Here is an 18,857-nt window from a genome sequence, read left to right as displayed (position 1 = left end):
CACCAGGCGACTGAACGTTATTTCAGGTACAGCGGTATCGCGTCATGAGCTATTTCTCACAACGACAATAAGGGAAATAATTTATTTCCCTTTGATTATTAGATTCTTTATTCAGCCATTCACAAGCATGGTAACGATATCCCGATATATCTCCTGTAACGCATCAGGGTCACTTTTTTGCGGCGTCAGGCGACGGTAAACCGCCCCTTCCATCATGGTTGCAATCACTTCAACACAGCAACGGATGCGGGCCTCGCTGAGTTGCGGACACGTTTTTCTCAGGTGCGCGCAAGCGTTGTCGAACATCCGCGCATCCGCCTCTTCGAGCATCGCGGCAACATGAGGATTGCGGGTCGATTCAGCCGCCATCTCCAGCATCAGCGCATCGTCATCCTCACTCAGCGTTTGCCGCCAGGCCAGGATTCCGGGGATACGCTCCGTCTGGGTTTTATCTTCTATCTGCGTGATGCGATAGTCGATAATACGGCGGATCATCTCTTCGATAATGGCATCTTTACTGGCGAAGTAGCGATAGATTTGCCCCACGCTGAGACGGGCTTCAGCAGCGATCTGCGACATGCTGGCGCCGTGAAATCCGCTGGCGCGAAAGCACTGGCGCGCGGCGTTGATGATCTCATCCTGTCGTTGTTTCTGGCGGATTTCCAGCTTGCTGCTCATCGCATCTCCTCGTCACCTCAAAAGTGAGAATGATCGTTCTCATTTTGGCTAATTATACGTCTCCTGCGCACATTGAAAAGGATTTTTTTGCTTATTATTTTCCTGCATTATTTGCCAGGAAAATAATGGAGAGATTATGGAGATTTAATGAAAAAAATCTGAAAATCAAATGGAGAGAATATTTAAATTTATTTCTTTGCCCCTGACTTTCCAATTCCCCGGTACAATTCATTGATGCGCTTAACGGACTTAATCGAACGCTGCGGGGCTGTCGAAGCGACAGACAACACGATCATTTCCAGGCAAACCAGCACCGTACCGTGCAGCGGCATTTTCCCGTTCTCACCGCCGCGCGGCACATTGATCACCACATCCGCCTCCTTGCTAAAACGTGATTCCAGCGCATTGGTCAGTAAAATCACCGGCACGCCCAACCGCTTCGCCTCGCGGATGGTCGTCAACCCTTCGCGATGTGGCGATTTCTGCGCCATCATAATCAGCACATCCCCCCGCTGTAGCGCAATCAGCTGTTCCGCCAGGTTAATCCCGGTACGATTAAACGCCACCGACGGCAAGCCAATACGGCTGAGCAGACGCGCCGTGTAGTCCGCAAGTATCCCGGATGCGCCAATGCCAAATATCCCCACCTGACGCGCCTCCACCAACAGTGCGACCGCCTGCGCAATCGCGTAACGGTTTTGCGGCGTAGACAGCACGTCGCAGGTGCGCTGATGCCCTTGCAGAACAAAATCAATGCTCGAATTTACATCGCAGGAAAGCGTATTCACCGTGGTCGTCATTTTCTCTTCCGAGGTGATACCCGGGCCAAACCAGTGTTCGATGGTCTGTTTTAAATCGCGCAGCCCGGCAAACCCCAATGCCTGAATCGCCCGGACAACCGTCGCGTCAGAAGTTTGAGTGGCGGCCGCAATTTCTATCGCCGTAAATTCCAGTACCACTTCCCGGTTCTCATGGATATAACGCGCCACCGCCTGCATCCTCGGCGAAAGCAGATGCGCCCGCGCCCGGAAGCGATCGCCGTAGACATCAATACGATTTTTCACTTTCTTCGCCGTCAGCATGGTTATTTCCCCTCCGGTAAGTGGCGCCCGGCAATATGCGACTGTACCTGTGCAACCATCAGGCTGAGTGATGCAAAGGAGTTCGAAATCGCCTCTTCACGGGAGATCAAAACGTAGTGCCCGCGCTGGCAAGCGGTAAGAAACTCGCACCAGCCCGGCAACACGGCATCCATCGCGGCAATTTCATCCTGCGGCTTACCACCGGTATCACCGCGCCAGGTGGCAAAAACAAAATCCGCATCCATCTCTGGCAGACGCTCCGCGCTCACGTCAATCCGCCCTCCAGGCGGAATGCTGTCGATCAGTTTCGGGAAGGAAAACCCGGCATCGCGCAGGACGCGTCCTAACGAATGATAGGTGTGCAACGCATTGATTTTTCCCTGGTTTGCCTGAATGACTGACACCGTGATGTGTTGGGTATCCACCGTGTGCTTCAACCGGTCAATCTCTTCCCGGTAGCGACGCTCCAGAATAGCCAGTCGCGCCTGAGTTCCGGTAAGCTGCGCGAGCTTGCGGTAAATTTCCGGCGCGCCGCCGTCGAGATGATCAATGCTCACCGTCGGGGCGATTTTCTCCAGTTGTTCGATGGGCGTATGGCGACTCGGCTCGGTGATGATCAAATCGGGTTTCGCGGCGACAATCGCTTCAATATCAATGTCTGCCGTACCAATAAACTTTATTGTCGAATGATCAAAATCGACGCCGGTCAGCAGCGCGCCCGAACGCAGGAAATGGCTGCCGTCAGGACGCGTTCTGCCGTGGCTGGCGACCGGCGGAACACCCAGCTCAATCAGTGGAATGGTGATATCAAGATCGTGTAGCGACACAATGCGCTGCGGATGCAGCGGCACGTTCACCACGCGTCCGAGATCGTCGGTAAAAGGCCGGGTGGCAACCTCTGCCTGTACAGAGCACCCCAGCAGCAGCAACAGCGAAAAAAGTAAACGCATACACCCTCTTAAAAATTACAAACGATCCCGGCGACGCCAGAGCAACAGTAAAAAGAAAGGGCCGCCGACCAGCGCAATCACGATCCCCGCCGGTATTTGCAGCGGCGCAAAGGCCAGACGCCCGATGGTATCCGTGAGCAGCACCAGCAGAGCGCCAATGAGCGCACTGCCCCACAGCAACGCCATTTGCCCTCCGCGCAGGCAAAAACGCGCCATATGCGGCGCCATCAGGCCGACAAACCCCAGGCTGCCCACGCAGGAGACGCTGGCGGCGGTCAGAAAGACCGGCGCCATAAAACGCAGCAGCGCCAGATGAGACAGACGCACCCCGAGCCCGGTCGCGGTGTGATTACCCAGCAGCGCCACATCCGATGCTCTCGCCGTCGCAAACAGCAGAACAGCCGCAGGCAACGCCCACCCCAGCGCCACCCACAGCAACGGCCAGGTGGCGGCGTGCAGGCTTCCGGCTAGCCAGACCAGCGCCGTTTGCACATCGCGGACATCGGCTGTCGTCATAAAAACGCCCATTCCCGCAGCAAAGAACCATGAGACGCCAATGCCGATCAGCACAAATCGCGGGCGGGAGAAATCACGGGCCAGCAGCATGACCAGCGCGGCGACCAGTAATCCGCCAGCAATACCCGCCAGCGGTCGCCAGACCAGGCTGACCGACGGGAAGAGCAGCACTAACGCCAGTACCACCACGCTACTCCCCTCTTTCACGCCGATAAGACCGGGGTCAGCCAGGCCGTTACGGGTAATCGACTGCATCGCCGCGCCAGCCAGCCCCAGCATTGCTCCACACAGCAGCGCCATCAGCAAACGCGGAAGACGGACATCCCAGACAACATACTGCTGCTGCTCCGTTAACGCCTGCGGAGAGAACAACGCACGCCCGATGGCGGAAGCCGGAACGGGAAGCGACCCCTGCAACACGCCCGAAACCAGCAGTACGGCGGCCAGCGTGGCAAACCCCAGCACACACCACACCGTTTTCAGCCGGACAAGGCGTGAGAATTTCCCCACCCGCCATGCGCGCAGCCCGGCACGCGCCAGAACAACGCTCATTTAAGAAATCTCGACGCAATGAAAATAAACACCGGCGCGCCGACCAGCGCGGTCATCACCCCTGTAGCCAGCTCCTGCGGGGCAAGCAGGGTTCGGGCAACGATATCCGCCAGTAGCAGCACTGCCGCCCCCAGCAGCGCCGCCAGCGGGAGCATCTGGCGAATGTCTTCCGTCACCAGGCGTCTGATGACGCCCGGAACCAACAGCCCGATAAAACCCAGCGGCCCGGCAACGGATACCGCCGCGCCGCACAGCAGCGCAATGGCGATCATCGCCATCAGACGAATGCGCAGAATATTAACGCCCAACCCACAGGCCATCCGGTCGCCTAGCGCCAGAATATTCAGCCCCGGCGCTATCGCTATCGCCAGTACAACGCCAACCAGCGACGGCAGGAGAGCCTGGCGTACTTTTTCCCAACTCATCCCCGCGAGATCGCCCACCAGCCAGGTGCGCATCGCCAGCAACGTCTGCTCATCCAGAATAAGGATTGCCGCCGTGAGCGACGACACCATCGCCGACAGCGCCACGCCGCAGAGCGTGACCTTCAGCGGCGTCAGTCCGCCACGCCCGGCGGAAGAGAGCGCCATCACCAGCGAAAAGAGTGCCGCTGCGCCCCCTGCCGCAACCAGTGACTGACTGAGCCCCGCGACGCCCAGCGCGGTACACAGCACCACGGAGAACGCGGCCCCCGCATTCAGCCCCAGAATGTGCGGTTCACCCAGCGGGTTGCGAATCAATGCCTGTAACAGAACGCCGGCTACGCCCAAAGCCGCGCCAACCAGCATGGCCGCAGCCATACGCAACAGACGCAGAGAGATAACGATTCGGTGATCAAAGTTTTTGGCATCGAAGTGAAATAACGCCTGAATGACGGTCTGCGGACTGACGGCACGCGCCCCGACGCCCAGATGAATCACCGACAGCATAAACAGCAGCAGTAGCAAGACAGGAAGCGCCAGCAGAAATCGACCACGACGGCGGCCTGATGCAATGACCATAGCCGTCATTCTTCCGCTCCAGCCCTGGCACGAAACGGCATGAAAAACGGCTTTCCGGTCAACGGATTCACCGACATCTGCACATCGACGTCAAACACCGATTTGATCAGCTCCGGCGTACAGTGTTCTCCTTCATTTACGATCCCCTCCAGCCGCCCCTGTCTGAGAAAGACCAGCATATCGCCGTAATTCACCGCGAAATTGAGATCATGTAACACCACCACCACGGTACGACCATGATGGCGGGTCAGGGAGTGCAGAAGCTCAAGGATCTCTACCTGATAACGCAGATCGAGAAAGGTTGTAGGCTCATCCAGCAAAATAAACGGTGTTTGCTGCGCCAGCGCCATCGCAATCCAGCACCGCTGGCGCTGCCCGCCGGAGAGACTCTCTACCGGCAAATGGGCGAAGTCGGTTGTTCCGGTGAGCTGTAACGCCTGCTCTACAGCCTGTGCGTCATCATCGGTCCATTGCTGGAGAAAATTCTGCCAGGGAAAACGCCCGCGCGAAACCAGTTCAAAAACCGTTAATCCCTCCGGCACCAGCGGGGATTGCGGCAGGATGCCAAGCTGACGCGAAACCGCTTTGGTCGGCTGTTGATGAATCGCTTTACCATCAAGCAGCACGCTGCCGCCCAACGGCTTCAGCATTCGGGCAATCGTACTTAATAAGGTGGATTTGCCTGAGCCGTTCGCCCCGGCCAGCACCGTCATTTTACCTTGCGGGATAGTGAGGCAGACGTCATGCACGATGGCGTGGTGACGATAGCCAGCAGAAAGCTGTTTCAGCTCAATGCCCGTTCTGTGGGCGGTGTTTTCCACATGCTGTGGCATGTTCACTCCTGCGCCGTCGCAGCCTGGCAAAGCCAGCGCGCGCAGCCTTTCAAATAAAAATAAAACTCATTCTCTTTAAGATCTTGCTGGGTTGCGCTGTAGTAGTCAAGCAATTACGCCCTGTAGTTACCTCACCGTACTCACGCAACAAAAACGCCGCAGAAAAAGACGAACAAACTTATAAAAACAGATAAATATCAATAAATTAAAAATTATTTTCCCGCAATAACACTACGGTTTTATGACGTTAACCCCGCTGTAGTTTCTTTTTCATTTTTACGTTTACTACTACAAACGCCCATGATTGAATGATTCTCAATTACACATCTGACGCCGTTTACGTTGGTTAAAAGATGGATAAAACGCATGGCTAGCAAGCCGGGCAATGAACTGGATAAACCTGTTTCCCCTCCCGTTTTTGGCAGGGTATTTTGCGGAATAAATAAAAGATGGCTAAGTTAACTCCTTATTTTTCTGGGATGAAAGGGCGAGCGCTGTGCTCCGCTCTGTTTTTGGGTATCACGACGGCTCCTGCGGTCATGGCGGCGGAAAAAGAAAACTCGCCGCTCAAAAATGAAGAGACGATGACCGTACGCGCTGACGCCTCTTCTGCCGATCAGACCGTCACGTCAGGTTATCAACCGCTGAGTTCGTCCACCGCCACGCTGACGTCGATGCCGCTGCTGGATATCCCGCAGGTGGTCAATACCGTCAGCGACAAAGTGCTGGAAGATCAGCACGCCACAACCCTCGATGAAGCGCTGTATAACGTCAGCAACGTCGTGCAAACCAACACGCTGGGCGGAACGCAGGATGCGTTTGTTCGCCGTGGTTTCGGCGCGAATCGTGACGGTTCCGTGATGACCAACGGCCTTAAAACCGTATTGCCGCGCAGTTTCAACGCTGCCACATCGCGGGTGGAAGTGCTGAAAGGCCCGGCCTCCACGCTGTACGGTATTCTCGATCCCGGCGGCCTGATTAACGTCGTAACCAAACGTCCGCAAACGCAATTTGGCGGCTCGATTTCCGCCACCTCCTCCAGCTTCGGCGGCGGCACAGGTCAGTTTGACATCACCGGGCCGATTGAAGGCACCCAACTGGCGTATCGCCTGATCGGTGAATATCAGCACGAGGACTACTGGCGCAACTATGGCACTAACCAGAGCAGCTTCATCTCCCCTTCCCTGACCTGGTTTGGCGACAACGCGACGGTCAGCGTGCTCTATTCGCACCGTAATTACAAAGCCCCGTTCGATCGCGGCACCATTTTCGATCTCAATACCAAACAGCCGGTTAACGTGGATCGGAAAACCCGCTTTGATGAGAAATTCAATATCACCGACGGCGAATCGGATCTGGCGCAGCTCAATGCCGAATATCGCTTCAACAGCGCGTGGACGGCGAAATTTGATTACAGCTTCAGCCAGGATAAATACAGCGATAACCAGGCTCGCGTGATGGCTTATGATTCCGCTACCGGGAACCTGACCCGCCGCGTGGATGCAACGCAAGGCTCCACCCAACGGATGCACGCGACCCGCGCCGATTTACAAGGAAACGTGGATATCGCTGGTTTCTACAACGAGATCCTGACCGGCGTCTCTTATGAGAATTACGATCTGCTGCGCACGGATATGATTCGCTGTAAGAACGTGAAAGGCTTTAATATTTACAATCCGGTCTACGGTACGCTCGGCAAATGCACCAGCGTCTCGGCCTCCGACAGCGACCAGACGATTAAGCAGGAGAGCTATTCCGCTTACGTACAGGATGCGCTGTATCTGACCGATAAGTGGATCGCCGTCGCCGGGATGCGCTATCAGTACTACACCGAATATGCCGGGAAGGGCCGCCCGTTCAACGTCAACACCGACAGCACGGATCAGCAGTGGGTGCCGAAATTCGGCATGGTCTATAAGCTGACCCCTTCTGTGTCGCTGTTCGGCAACGTATCGCGCGCCTTTATGCCGCAATACTCTATTGCCAGCTACATTGGCGATCTGCCGCCGGAAACCTCTACCGCCTATGAAGTGGGGGCGAAATTCGATCTCTTTGACGGCATCACCGCCAATATCGCCCTGTTCAATATTGATAAGCGCAACGTGCTGTACAACGAAATCGTGGATGGCGAAACCGTGGCGAAAACCGCAGGGCGCGTACGCTCACAGGGGGTGGAAGTGGATGTCGCGGGCTCGCTGACGCCCAATACCAATATCATCGCCAGCTACGGTTATACCGCAGCGAAAGTCACGGAAGATCCCGATTACAAAGGGAAACCGCTGCCTAACGTACCGCGTCATACCGGTTCATTGTTCCTGACCTATGACATTCACAACGCCTTTATGGGCAATACGTTGACCATTGGCGGCGGCGGACATGGCGTAAGCCGTCGTTCCGCCACCAACGGCGCGGACTATTATCTGCCTGGTTATTTTGTGGCCGATGCCTTTGCAGCCTATAAGATGAAACTGCAATACCCGGTGACTCTGCAACTCAACGTGAAAAACGTGTTTGATAAAACGTATTACACCTCATCCATTGCCACCAATAATCTGGGTAATCAGATTGGCGACCCTCGTGAAGTTCAGTTCACGGTAAAAATGGAGTTCTGATCCTTCTCGTCCAAATACCCTGTCAATTCTGGCAGGGTATTCCCGCTATTCCCTCACATTAAGATGAATAAACTCACACCGCCCAATGAACGCAAAAATGCGCGCCTCATCAACTTTCTTAACTGAACTGTATCAGATTTAACATTTTGTGATTTTTATCGCGGATAAATTTTAATCTTCCGCTATTTTTAAATTCCCTTTCACTCATGGAGGACGATGTAATGAAACACAAATCGTTTTATCGCCTCATTGCCGCAGGCGGTCTGCACTTCTGGTATAACCTCGATCCGCGTATTTCTAACGACTTTCCGCGTTAATTCTCCTTAGCCGTTCAACATCAATAAAAAATTAACTGAACACTACGTTTGGTCGGTATTTCTTGCGCCTGTTAAAGGCACAAAAATAACGTTCGCGTAGCGCGACATGCTATTGGAGAAATAATATGAAACGTATTCCTGAGCCGTTCCGCATTAAAATGGTAGAAAACATTCGTATGACCACCTGGGACGACCGTGTTAAAGCGCTTGAAGAAGCGGGATATAACCCTTTTCTGCTCAGAAGCGATGATGTATATATCGACCTGTTGACCGACTCCGGCACTGGCGCAATGAGCGATCGTCAATGGTCAGGCCTGATGATGGGCGATGAAGCCTACGCCGGCTCACGCAACTATTACCATCTGTGCGACAAAGTAAAAGAGCTGATCGGCTACCCGTTCACGATCCCTACGCACCAGGGACGCGGCGCCGAGCAAATTCTGTTTCCCTGCCTGATTGCCCGCCGCAACGCCGAAAAACCGGTCTTTATTTCCAACTTCCACTTTGATACGACCGCCGCCCATGTCGAATTAAACGGCGCGAAAGCCATCAACGTGGTGACGCCAAAAGCGTTCGACACCACCTCATGGTACGACTGGAAAGGCAACTTTGATATCGACCTGCTCAACGCCACCATCGCGGAACATGGCGCAGAAAACGTCGCGGCGATTATCACCACCGTCACCTGCAACAGCTCAGGCGGCCAGCCGGTTTCCATCGCCAATATGCGCGAGGTGTATCAAATAGCGAAGCGGCACAATATTCCGGTGGTCATCGACTCCGCCCGCTTCTGCGAAAACGCCTGGTTTATTAAACAGCGCGAAGAGGGATACGCGGATAAAACGGTGAAAGAGATCGTCCGTGAGATGTACCAGTATGGGGATATGCTAACCATGTCGGCGAAGAAAGATCCGATGGTCAATATCGGCGGGCTGTGCTGCTTCCGTGATGATGAAGATCTGTTCAACGACGTGCGCATTCGCTGCGTGCCGATGGAAGGGTTTGTCACTTACGGCGGGCTGGCGGGGCGCGATATGGAAGCGCTGGCGATCGGCCTCGAAGAAGGGATGAATGAAGATTTCCTCGCCTATCGGATTAACCAGGTGGAATACCTGGGCGAACGGCTGCGCGAAGGGGGGATTCCAATCCAGTATCCAACCGGGGGCCACGCGGTATTTGTCGATGCGAAGCTGCTGCTGCCGCACATTCCGGCAGAACAGTTCCCGGCTCATGCGCTGAATAACGAATTGTACCTGGAAGCCGGGATTCGCAGCGTGGAAATTGGCTCTCTGCTGCTTGGGCGCGATCCGGCCACTGGCAAACAAAAACCGTCGCCAATGGAGTTACTGCGTCTGACGATCCCACGCCGGGTCTACACCAACGATCACATGGACTATATCGCGGATGCGTTAATCGCCGTAAAAGCCCGCGCCGCATCGATCAAAGGGCTGACTTTCACCTATGAACCGCCGGTGCTGCGCCACTTTGTGGCCCGGCTGAAACCGGTGAAATAACGTTCTGATACGCGCTCCCCTGCGGGAGCGCGATTCCGCTATTTAATACGATATTCAACGCATTCAGGCATGAGAAAAGCGGGATCGCCCTTTTCTCTGCACAATGACGGGCATAGCCACGCGAGGAAAACGCACTATGGCTACATTATCGGTCGCAAATAAAGCGCCGTCGCTGATCGGCGGGGCAATGATTATCGGTGGAACCATTATTGGCGCGGGCATGTTTTCTCTCCCGGTGGTGATGTCTGGCGCCTGGTTTTTCTGGTCACTGCTGGCATTAATTTTTACCTGGTTTTGTATGCTGCATTCCGGGTTAATGATCCTGGAAGCAAACCTGAATTATCATATTGGCGCCAGCTTCGACACGATTACCAAAGACCTGCTGGGAAATCGCTGGAATATTATTAACGGTCTGACCGTCGCGTTCGTGCTGTATATTCTGACTTACGCCTATATTTCCGCCAGCGGTTCGGTTATTCACCATACCTTTGCACAAATGGGGATCGTCTTTCCGGCCAGGCTCGGCGGGTTATTATTCGCCCTGGCGGTAGCGTTTATTGTCTGGCTAAGCACCCGGGCGGTGAGCCGTATGACGACCATTGTGCTGGGCGCCAAAATTCTCACCTTCTTTATGACGTTTGGCGGTTTGCTCTGGCACGTCCAGCCGACGATTTTACTCAATACCGCTGAAGTCAGCCCCAGCTACCTGCCCTACGTCCTGATGACGTTGCCGTTCTGTCTCGCCTCATTTGGTTATCACGGCAACGTGCCCAGTCTGATGAAATATTACGGCAAAGATCCGTTGACCATCCGCCGCTGTCTGCTGCTGGGAACGTTGATGGCGCTGGTGCTGTATATCATCTGGCTGGTCGGTACGATGGGGAATATTCCGCGTCCGGCGTTTATTGAGATCGCCGAAAAAGGCGGCAATATCGACGTGCTGGTACAGACGCTGAGCGGTTTGCTGAACAGCTCAACGCTCGATCTGCTGCTGACCGTCTTCTCCAACTTTGCCGTCGCCAGTTCGTTCCTCGGCGTTACGCTGGGATTATTTGATTACCTCGCCGATCTCTTCAGGTTCGACGACTCGCCAAAAGGACGTTTCAAAACTGCGCTGGTCACGTTTCTGCCGCCCATCACCGGCGGCTTAATCTGGCCAAATGGGTTTATCTACGCCATCGGTTTTGCCGGGCTGGCCGCCACCGTCTGGGCGGCGATTGTCCCGGCGCTGCTGGCGCGCGCATCGCGCAAACGCTTTAACAGCCCGCACTATCGGGTATGGGGAGGCAACGCGATGATTGTCCTGATTTTATGCTTTGGGGCAGCTAACGCGCTTATCCATATTCTATCCAGCATTAACCTTCTGCCGGTATACCGGTAGTACGCCATGCGCGGCGGCATAAAATAAAAAGGGAACCGCCGGGTTCCCTTTTCAACACTGGTGACGCGCCGGGCGAAAGTCTAAAAGATCCCTTTCTGACGCACTTTACTCATCTTCTGCGTCGGCGCGTCTACGGTACTGAGATCGACTTCTTCAGCATTTACGGATTTAGCCGGTTCCGCCGCTGACGTGCGCCCCGTCACGCGCAGCTGTTGCAACAGCAGATGCTGCTGTTCCAGCAAGACTTTGAGCTGGGCGACCTCTTCACGCAGTTTTGCCGTCTCCTCATGCTGCGTGTTATCCGATGGCGCTGCGGCGACCTGCTGTTTTTGCAGGGTCTGCGCCATCAGCGTACGCATTTGCGCCAGCTGCTGTTCGCTGAAGTCTTTCTCTTTTTCTTCATCGCCATCGCCGGTCATGAGGGCGACGGGCAGTAAATTGCTCTCCTGCAATTCCGCGCAAAGGGATTCGAGGCTCAAACCTTCCCGGCTCAGGGATTCTGCAACATGGCTGCACAATTGCGGGTTGAGAAGATGCAATTGCAGGCCGGACAGATAGATATTGCGATGAAACTGGCGGATCTCCATGTTGGCGTCATTGACGTCGCTCCCGTCCCGCTGCACTGCGCCATACCATTTTTTTAGTTGCAGCATCGCGCGCAAATCCGCGCGCGATCGCTCTGGCGACAAATGCAATGAGAGGTTAACACGGCGGATCTGCCTGTTACTCATCGTCGCCTACCTCAACCATTTGCGGCGAATCAATCTGCTCAACGCCTGACTCAGCATGGTACAGGCAGATCTCGCGCGAGAGCGCGCTTTGCGGGTTGTCGAGCGTCACCACGCGTTCGCCGAGCGTCGAATAGGCCTGGCGCAGAGCGGATTCGATCAGATGCGCGCCGCCGCCAACCAGATAAACGCGGTTAGGGTTCTTAGCGAATTTCTTCGCTTCATAAGCCACCTGATCGCCAAGCTCCTGAATCTTGATCTCGATCCGCTCAAGGATCTCGTCAATCCGCGATTCATCGTTGATGACGCTTCTGACAAAATCCAGATCGTTGCGACGCTTAATCAGCTCGTTCGCCACCAGATAGCTGGAGTCGCTGTCCGCCGCCGCCAGTAATTTACGCGTGGCGTCCGTCACCATCGCCACGCCGATTTCGTTGTTGCCGTAAATTGCGGAAACATCGTCAAACTCGCCGACAATCACCCCCATGTCCAGCGTTGTCCCGCCGCAGTCGATGACCAGCGACTTGGTGAATTCATTCACGTTGGAGTTAAGCAGATGCGACAGCGCCGCAGGCAGGCTCTCCGGCATAACATGCACATCAACGATACGGAACAGCTCGCCTTTATTCAGCGAGATCTCACGCATCAGGTTGCGACGTTTCGCTTCGATGCGCTCATCGTTACGCTGGCAATCGTCCGGCTTGTAGAATTGCGTAATCGGCAGTGTGACGATAACTTCAACGTCACGCGGCGTCAGGCCGGTTTGCAGCAGCGCATGATGAACCGCCAGCAGATTCAAATCGTCATACTGGTATTCGATGTGCGTCGTGGAAAGCGCTTTATCCGAGGTCGCATCATAGGTGTATTTCGTGGTGCCGATGGTGTAGTTGTATACCGACTGACCACGCAGCAGCGCCGCGCTTTTCCAGTCCTTACGGAAGGAGTTCGGCGAAACAACGGTCTTCAGCGTACCGTTTTCAATCCAGCTAATTTTCACATTGGTTGAGCCATCATCAATGGCGAATTTCATACGTGTTGCGGTCATGGGTTTTAACTCAATCTAAGGGTCATTTTACAGCGTCGCCTCTTCCGTCAGAATGCGGCGAGCGCCGAGGTAATGCGATTGCCAGAAATCATCTGAAAGCTGGCTAATGCGGATATTTAGCCCGCTACGCGGGGCCTCAATAAACTCATCGTTTCCAAGGTAGACGCCAACATGGTCGGCGCCCGGTCGCTGGTTAATGTTAAAAAACACCAGATCGCCGCGACGGAGTTTATCTACGCGAATATGTTTAAGAGTGGGGTCCTGATACATGCCGTTTGCCGTGCGGGGTAGCTTGCGCTCCAGCACATGATTGAAGGCGTAGAAAACCAGGCCACTGCAATCAAATCCTTCCAGCGGATTTTTACCGCCCCAGACATAGGGCTTACCTAACTGGTCTTCCAGACGCTTGATGACGGTATGTAATCGGGACGCCAGTTTCGGGCTGATGCGCCCCGTTTTGTCCTTCCCTTTGCGCGCTTGACTCCACAGTGTGTCGGAGCCGCCCAGGCTACCGGGCTGCCAGCGGGCATGCATTGCCAGCATCTCGCGATTTTTAGTGCGGTCAGCCAGTTTTTTCGCCGTTTCCCGCTGCTTTTGTTCCGGCGTTAACGGTACGACGGCAGTCCGTTTTTTCACTTTCGCCATCAGCCGCTCGCGATTTTTTTTCCGCATCTGCAACGCGTTTTCCTGCTGCGTCATACCCGCTTCTACAGGCTTCGGCTTTGCGATGCTGTAACCCGTCGGCATCAGCAATAACAGGATGAGAGAAAAAAAAGGTACCTGGCGGCACAGAACATGCCGGGCAGGTACAAAACGGACAGAACGGATGAAACGTTTCACAGCAATAACGATCTAATTAATGGTTTTTCGTCAGTTTATCGGTCAGCGGTTTAATGACTTTTTCGCCATGCTGCCCAAAGAACTGGTACAGAGAATCACTGGCGGAATGCGTCAGCACCATAATTTCAATGCGGCGGTTCGCGGAACTCAGCGGATGTTGCGGGTCAAGCAACATCTGATCCGCCATGCCGCTCACTTGCAGAATTTTGCTTTGATCCAGCCCCCCGGTGGTCAGAACCGCCCGCGCCTGCATGGCGCGTTCACCGGACAGGTTCCAGTTGTTATAAAGCACCTGATCGCGAAAACGCGTGGCATCGGTATGGCCGGTGATGATGATCTTGTTGTCGATCTTGTTCAGTTCCGGCGCAAACTCCGTCAGTAAGCGTTTGAAAAACGGCGTCAGGATTGCGCTACTGCGCTGGAACATCTCGCGTTTTTGATCGTCCGAGACCAGAATACGCAGCCCCTGCGGCACAATTTCCATTTTCAGGTTGGCTTGCGCATCGTACGTCGAGGTGATTTTCATGATAATGCGCGCCAGATCTTCAATCTCATTACGCGAGCGGGCGTTCACATCGTCCAGGCTTTCCGTCTGTTTCGCCTGCTGAGCAACCTGCTTCTCCGCATCGGTCAACGGTTTTGACGACTCTGCCGTTTTCGACGGTTTAGGCGTTTTCGGATGACGGCTGTCAATCAGCGAAAGCTGCCCGCCCTGCCTCTCTTTTTGCGTAATGGGCGTTAATGAGTTGCCTTCAAAGACCGACTCGCCATTAAGCATGGAGACAATCTCTTTACGTTCTTCTTCCGTTACCGCGCCCATGATCCACAGCACCATAAACAGCGCCATCATTGCCAGCGTGAAGTCTGCGAAGGCCACTTTCCAGGCGCCGCCATGAAATTCATCATGGCTTTTACGCGAGGAGCGTTTGATGATCGTGGTATGTTCTTTGCTGCGGTTACGCATCAGGCATCACCCATCATCTGGTTTACCCAACCGTCCAGCGTCGCGAATGTCGGTTTCGTGTCCATCGGCAGCATTTTGCGCCCGGCATCGACCGCCAGCAGCGTCGGCTTACCGGCAACGTGGTTCACCAGTACGGTACGCACGCACTCCAGCACCGAGATTTGCTTTTTGGTGCGTTGCTCCATGGCGTTCGCCACCGGGTCCATCAGGCAGTAACAGAAGAATACGCCGAGGAAGGTTCCCACCAGAGCGGCCGCAACCTTCACACCGATGACCGCAATCGAGCCGTCAATGGATTGCATGGTAATGATGATGCCAAGTACCGCCGCGCAGATGCCAAATCCAGGCATCGCTTCCGCAGTACGTTGCAAAGAGCGGGACGGTTGCAGAAGGTTCTCTTCCATTGCCACCAGTTCCTGTTCGAGAATCCCTTCCAGCTCGTGCTCGTTGATTTTCCCCATCGCCATCAGGCGGAAGTTATCGGAGATGAACGTCACCAGCGCTTTGTCGTGCAGCATGAGGGGGTATTTCTGGAATAACGCGCTGTTTTCCGGTGCTTCGATATGCTCATCCAGCACCTTCAGGCCGCCGTCCTGCACCAGTTCCAGCAGTTCATACAGCAGCATCAGCAGCTGGCGCTGATACTCATCGGTATATTCGTTTTTGCGCATAATGCCGCGAAACTGACGGTACATTTCGCTCAGCACCGCTTTGGGGTTCGCCAGTACCATCGCCCCCAGTCCCGCGCCAAGAATAATGATGATTTCACCCGGCTGCCAGAATGAGGCGAGGTGTCCGCCTGACAAAATAAAGCCGCCGACAACACACCCCATGATGATGAGAATACCTAAGAATTTCTGCATAAACCTTTCACTTCTGGAAAAAAGACTGAATTTTTTGCGCAATGATTTTATTGAGCTGACATACCCTGGCCTCGGTTAAATTGAGGACCAGCGCAATTTCCTTCAGGCTCATTTCATGCTGGTAATAGAGCGTGAGAATAAGTTGCTCACGCTCATCAAGACTCGCCAACGCGTTGCGTAGCGTTCTGCTGACGATGATCTCTTCTTCAAGCGGACGGCTATCCAGCGCCCCCGCATATACGTCATTACCCAAAAGATCGTCGAGACTCTCCAGCGTTTTGGCGCAATCGAGTAAGAGATATTCCTGATACTCTTCAGCCGTAATGGAAAGATGGTGGCTGATATCCTCAAAGCTGGGCGTACGCCCCAGCTGACGCGCAATCTCGCGGATCGCGTCATTGAGCTTATGCGTTTTCTGTCGCAAACGACGCGGACGCCAGTCAAGCAACCGCAGCTCATCCAGTACCGCGCCGCGAACGCGTTGTATGGCATAAGCGGCAAACTGCTCATCAGGATGACCGTAACGGCGCAACGAGGTTAATAACCCCATTAGCGCGATCTGTTCCATATCATCCCGATCAATAACGCTACTGGTCTGGTAAGCGAGTTGCTTCACCACTTTGTTGACGAGCGGCAGATACGTGCTGACATAGCGCGCTTCATCCGCAGGCGTCAGCGTTTCACTTGCGATAAAATCCATCATGTCCAATACGGCTTATCAATCACTGGAAGACCATTTTGCTGATGATGACGTCATCAAAGGGGACGTCCATCTTCAGGCTGTCGAATCTGGCGGCATAGGCGGCTTTGAGTTTGTCGTGCAGGTTGCTGACGCTTAGCGCACGCACGGCGTCATAGTCCATTTCAGAAAACAAATTGACGGTCGCCCCGCGAATCGCAGGGATCATGTCTTGCGCCGTCCGCGCGTTTTCCGCGCTCATGGTCGCCAGGTTCAGTTCCAGCATCAGATAACGCTCCGCATTACCTTTCCCTTTCAGGGTGATGAGGATGTTTTTAATTTCCACGAACTCCACCTGTTGCGGCGTGGAGGATTTAAATAAGCTCGTCAACGGATTGCTCTCCGATGCCGTGTCCGCGCGAAGTAGCCAGGTGCCGGCAACGGTTAAACATGCCGTCAGTAAAGCGGTAACCAAAGCGATCACCAGCCCAAAGGAGATTGTTTTTGCGTTCATAAATGTCTTTTTGTTAAACGGTCAGTAATACCGAATCATCTTCACGGCGGGTGCTTTCTGATTCCGGCAGACCTGCCGCGATCTCATCTCCCGCCTGAATGATGGCGTGTTGTTGTGCGAACTGCTGTTCTTTGCCCTGCTGCTGCCCTGACTGAGAGGAGACCTGCACGTTTACCTGAACAAAGTTCTGTTCGGTCAGGCTCTGGCGCAGATCGTTGCTCGTTTGCTGAAGCGCACGATAGACCTCAGCATGGCTGGCGTTGATTTGTACCTGTACGCGCCCGTTATCAAGCTGCAACGAGATGTCGATCTTGCCCATTTCAGGCGGATCGAGACGGATAGTGGCGTGCTGGATCTGGTTCTTCACCTGAAGTTGCAGACGATCGCCCAACGCGCTTTGCAACTGCTGCGTCCAGCGGGAGGTTTCCGTATCAAGTTTTAATGTCGAGGTATGCGCAGACATTGCATCAGGCGTCACCGCCGCCGTTGGCGTCGTGGAGACAACGGAGACCGGCTGCGCATTCACTGTCGGCGTCGCCACAGCGACTGCGGTCATAAGCTGCGGCGTAATGTGCTGCAACCCTGCGGTTGGCGTCTGCGGCGACTCGGTCGCAGGCGTTACGTTAACCCCTGCCGCCAGCGTCGGGCGCAGCGTTGGCGATAACGCCCCCTTATCCTGCAACTGTCCCGCCAGTAACGGCTGCGTCTGCAACGTCAGCGCATTCATCTCGTTTTGCGAACGACCCGCGTAGCTGACGGGTTTAACCGGCATCTGCCCGGTCATCAACAGCGCCTGCAACAGCTGCTGTTGCGCATCGTCTTTCAACGGAGAGGCATCCTTCTGATGCCGATCGCCCGTATCATCCTCGTCCTGCACGCTCACCGGCTGCGCGCTGACGGTAATCCCCAGGGCATTTTTGCCCTGCCCGCCCATCAGCGTGCTGACAACATTCATCAACGCATCGTTGAATCCTGGCTGCGTCTGCCCGGCAGATGACTGAGCGCCGCTCTGTCCGGCGATCGTCTCCGCCTGCATCGGCAAACCGGAAGCGTGCCCCGCATTTTGAGAAAGATTGAGAATATCCATTACCCCATATCCTCTGCGTCCATAAACGCGGCATACGCCGTCGCACCTTCACGATTGCGCATGGCGAGCGCCATTTTGTTCGCAATAATGTCGCTCTGCCCCTGACAGTAATCGCGCACCTGACGGTGAATCTCCCGCAGCTCGCCCAGGGCTTTGCTGTCTGCCGCGTCCAGGGGTTTACCCCGGACAGCGGTAAGCAGTTCAGCAATCTTCAGGTCAACATTCCGTACGGCAGACCAGTTATGGTCGGCTGCGGCCTGGCGTAACGCCTGCATCAGCGTTCGCATCGTCAACGCATAGCTCATGTTCCCTGACCCATTTTTTCCCAGCCGTCCTGAATATTGCCGAGGATAACTTCCACCTCTTCAATATTTTCGACAGACAGCTTGTGGCTGGCGTCATAGAGGCGGTAAACGCAGTAGTCATAAAGATTCGCCAGACTTAATGCCAGCTCGCCGCCTTTTTCAAAATCCAGCGCGCTGGTCAGCGCGTTCAGGATATCGATGCATTTATTAATGCTTTGCGCCTTACGTTCGTAGCGACGCGCCGCAATATGGCTTTTCGCGCGTACCAGTTCATCCATCAGGCCATTGAACAACATCAGCACTAACTGATGCGGATTCGCTGCTGCGGCCTGAATCGCCAGGTCAGATTGGTGATAGAGGCCGAAGCCTTCCTGCTCGTTACCGTACATTGAAAGT

The 18,857-nt window shown here is 54.6% G+C and carries 20 protein-coding genes; 4 read left to right on the top strand and 16 right to left on the bottom strand.

The window, feature by feature from the left end; genetic code table 11:
* Nucleotides 1–111 precede the first annotated feature (111 nt).
* The 6 genes from OGX80_RS03545 to OGX80_RS03520 all read right to left on the bottom strand — a co-directional run bounded on the left by OGX80_RS03545 (nucleotide 112) and on the right by OGX80_RS03520 (nucleotide 5,612).
* Complete coding sequence (locus OGX80_RS03545; protein WP_049009383.1) at nucleotides 112–678, bottom strand: TetR/AcrR family transcriptional regulator; 567 nt, start codon at nucleotides 676–678, stop codon at nucleotides 112–114.
* A 188-nt stretch (nucleotides 679–866) separates the two neighbouring features.
* Entirely contained in the window at nucleotides 867–1,760 is an 894-nt protein-coding gene (locus OGX80_RS03540; RefSeq protein ID WP_012133660.1) for a MurR/RpiR family transcriptional regulator, read from the bottom strand.
* A 2-nt stretch (nucleotides 1,761–1,762) separates the two neighbouring features.
* Complete coding sequence (locus tag OGX80_RS03535) at nucleotides 1,763–2,710, bottom strand: iron-siderophore ABC transporter substrate-binding protein (RefSeq protein WP_012133661.1); 948 nt, start codon at nucleotides 2,708–2,710, stop codon at nucleotides 1,763–1,765.
* Between the two features lie 15 nt (nucleotides 2,711–2,725).
* Nucleotides 2,726–3,778, bottom strand: a complete 1,053-nt coding sequence (locus tag OGX80_RS03530) for a FecCD family ABC transporter permease (protein ID WP_047458603.1) — start codon at nucleotides 3,776–3,778, stop codon at nucleotides 2,726–2,728.
* Nucleotides 3,775–4,788, bottom strand: a complete 1,014-nt coding sequence (locus OGX80_RS03525) for a FecCD family ABC transporter permease (RefSeq protein ID WP_104869025.1) — start codon at nucleotides 4,786–4,788, stop codon at nucleotides 3,775–3,777. The genes OGX80_RS03530 and OGX80_RS03525 overlap by 4 nt, the downstream gene beginning before the upstream one ends.
* Nucleotides 4,785–5,612, bottom strand: a complete 828-nt coding sequence (locus OGX80_RS03520; protein ID WP_115181932.1) for an ABC transporter ATP-binding protein — start codon at nucleotides 5,610–5,612, stop codon at nucleotides 4,785–4,787. The genes OGX80_RS03525 and OGX80_RS03520 overlap by 4 nt, the downstream gene beginning before the upstream one ends.
* Nucleotides 5,613–6,061: 449 nt before the next feature.
* On the opposite strand from OGX80_RS03520, the gene OGX80_RS03515 reads away from it, so the two are divergent.
* The 4 genes from OGX80_RS03515 (at nucleotide 6,062) to mtr (ending at nucleotide 11,436) form a co-directional block, all read left to right on the top strand.
* Entirely contained in the window at nucleotides 6,062–8,224 is a 2,163-nt protein-coding gene (locus OGX80_RS03515) for a TonB-dependent siderophore receptor (RefSeq protein ID WP_024130620.1), read from the top strand.
* A gap of 221 nt (nucleotides 8,225–8,445) precedes the next feature.
* Nucleotides 8,446–8,541, top strand: a complete 96-nt coding sequence (tnaC, locus tag OGX80_RS03510; RefSeq protein ID WP_024130621.1) for a tryptophanase leader peptide — start codon at nucleotides 8,446–8,448, stop codon at nucleotides 8,539–8,541.
* 125 nt (nucleotides 8,542–8,666) lie between these two features.
* Entirely contained in the window at nucleotides 8,667–10,055 is a 1,389-nt protein-coding gene (gene tnaA, locus OGX80_RS03505; protein WP_012133668.1) for a tryptophanase, read from the top strand.
* Nucleotides 10,056–10,191: 136 nt separating this feature from the next.
* The gene (gene mtr / locus OGX80_RS03500; protein ID WP_024130622.1) at nucleotides 10,192–11,436 is read left to right on the top strand and encodes a tryptophan permease; all 1,245 of its coding nucleotides are present in this window, start codon (nucleotides 10,192–10,194) and stop codon (nucleotides 11,434–11,436) included.
* Nucleotides 11,437–11,516: 80 nt separating this feature from the next.
* Here mtr and OGX80_RS03495 read toward each other — a convergent pair whose 3' ends face one another.
* From OGX80_RS03495 to fliS, 10 genes are read right to left on the bottom strand one after another with little or no spacing between them, the layout of a single operon-like run.
* A complete protein-coding gene (locus tag OGX80_RS03495) occupies nucleotides 11,517–12,167 on the bottom strand; it encodes a hypothetical protein (RefSeq protein ID WP_115591170.1) in 651 nt (216 codons plus the stop codon).
* On the bottom strand, nucleotides 12,160–13,194 hold the full coding sequence (gene parM / locus OGX80_RS03490) for a plasmid segregation protein ParM domain-containing protein (protein ID WP_196491298.1): 1,035 nt from the start codon (nucleotides 13,192–13,194) through the stop codon (nucleotides 12,160–12,162). Before parM ends, OGX80_RS03495 begins: the two co-directional genes overlap by 8 nt.
* Before the next feature lie 42 nt (nucleotides 13,195–13,236).
* Nucleotides 13,237–14,049 carry a C40 family peptidase gene (locus OGX80_RS03485; RefSeq protein ID WP_309544871.1) on the bottom strand — a complete coding sequence of 271 codons (813 nt, stop codon included), beginning with the start codon at nucleotides 14,047–14,049 and terminating at the stop codon, nucleotides 13,237–13,239.
* 16 nt (nucleotides 14,050–14,065) lie between these two features.
* Nucleotides 14,066–15,013 (bottom strand): putative lateral flagellar export/assembly protein LafU, encoded by a 948-nt coding sequence (gene lafU / locus OGX80_RS03480; RefSeq protein ID WP_115181934.1) that lies wholly within the window; start codon nucleotides 15,011–15,013, stop codon nucleotides 14,066–14,068.
* Nucleotides 15,013–15,876: a flagellar motor stator protein MotA gene (gene motA, locus OGX80_RS03475; protein ID WP_012133674.1), complete on the bottom strand. Its 864-nt coding sequence runs from the start codon at nucleotides 15,874–15,876 to the stop codon at nucleotides 15,013–15,015. Before motA ends, lafU begins: the two co-directional genes overlap by 1 nt.
* Nucleotides 15,877–15,883: 7 nt before the next feature.
* A complete protein-coding gene (locus OGX80_RS03470; RefSeq protein ID WP_012133675.1) occupies nucleotides 15,884–16,579 on the bottom strand; it encodes a FliA/WhiG family RNA polymerase sigma factor in 696 nt (231 codons plus the stop codon).
* Between the two features lie 19 nt (nucleotides 16,580–16,598).
* Nucleotides 16,599–17,069 carry a flagellar basal body-associated FliL family protein gene (locus OGX80_RS03465; protein WP_115181935.1) on the bottom strand — a complete coding sequence of 157 codons (471 nt, stop codon included), beginning with the start codon at nucleotides 17,067–17,069 and terminating at the stop codon, nucleotides 16,599–16,601.
* Between the two features lie 13 nt (nucleotides 17,070–17,082).
* Nucleotides 17,083–18,156, bottom strand: a complete 1,074-nt coding sequence (locus OGX80_RS03460; RefSeq protein ID WP_115181936.1) for a flagellar hook-length control protein FliK — start codon at nucleotides 18,154–18,156, stop codon at nucleotides 17,083–17,085.
* Nucleotides 18,156–18,461 carry a hypothetical protein gene (locus tag OGX80_RS03455; protein WP_115181937.1) on the bottom strand — a complete coding sequence of 102 codons (306 nt, stop codon included), beginning with the start codon at nucleotides 18,459–18,461 and terminating at the stop codon, nucleotides 18,156–18,158. Before OGX80_RS03455 ends, OGX80_RS03460 begins: the two co-directional genes overlap by 1 nt.
* On the bottom strand, nucleotides 18,458–18,850 hold the full coding sequence (gene fliS, locus OGX80_RS03450) for a flagellar export chaperone FliS (RefSeq protein ID WP_012133681.1): 393 nt from the start codon (nucleotides 18,848–18,850) through the stop codon (nucleotides 18,458–18,460). Before fliS ends, OGX80_RS03455 begins: the two co-directional genes overlap by 4 nt.
* Nucleotides 18,851–18,857 lie beyond the last annotated feature (7 nt).

The organism is Citrobacter sp. CK194 (assembly GCF_030333395.1).
Lineage (GTDB): Bacteria > Pseudomonadota > Gammaproteobacteria > Enterobacterales > Enterobacteriaceae > Citrobacter_B > Citrobacter_B koseri.
Note: the sequence above shows the minus strand (reverse complement) of the source record. Positions and strands in the feature narration are given on the sequence as shown.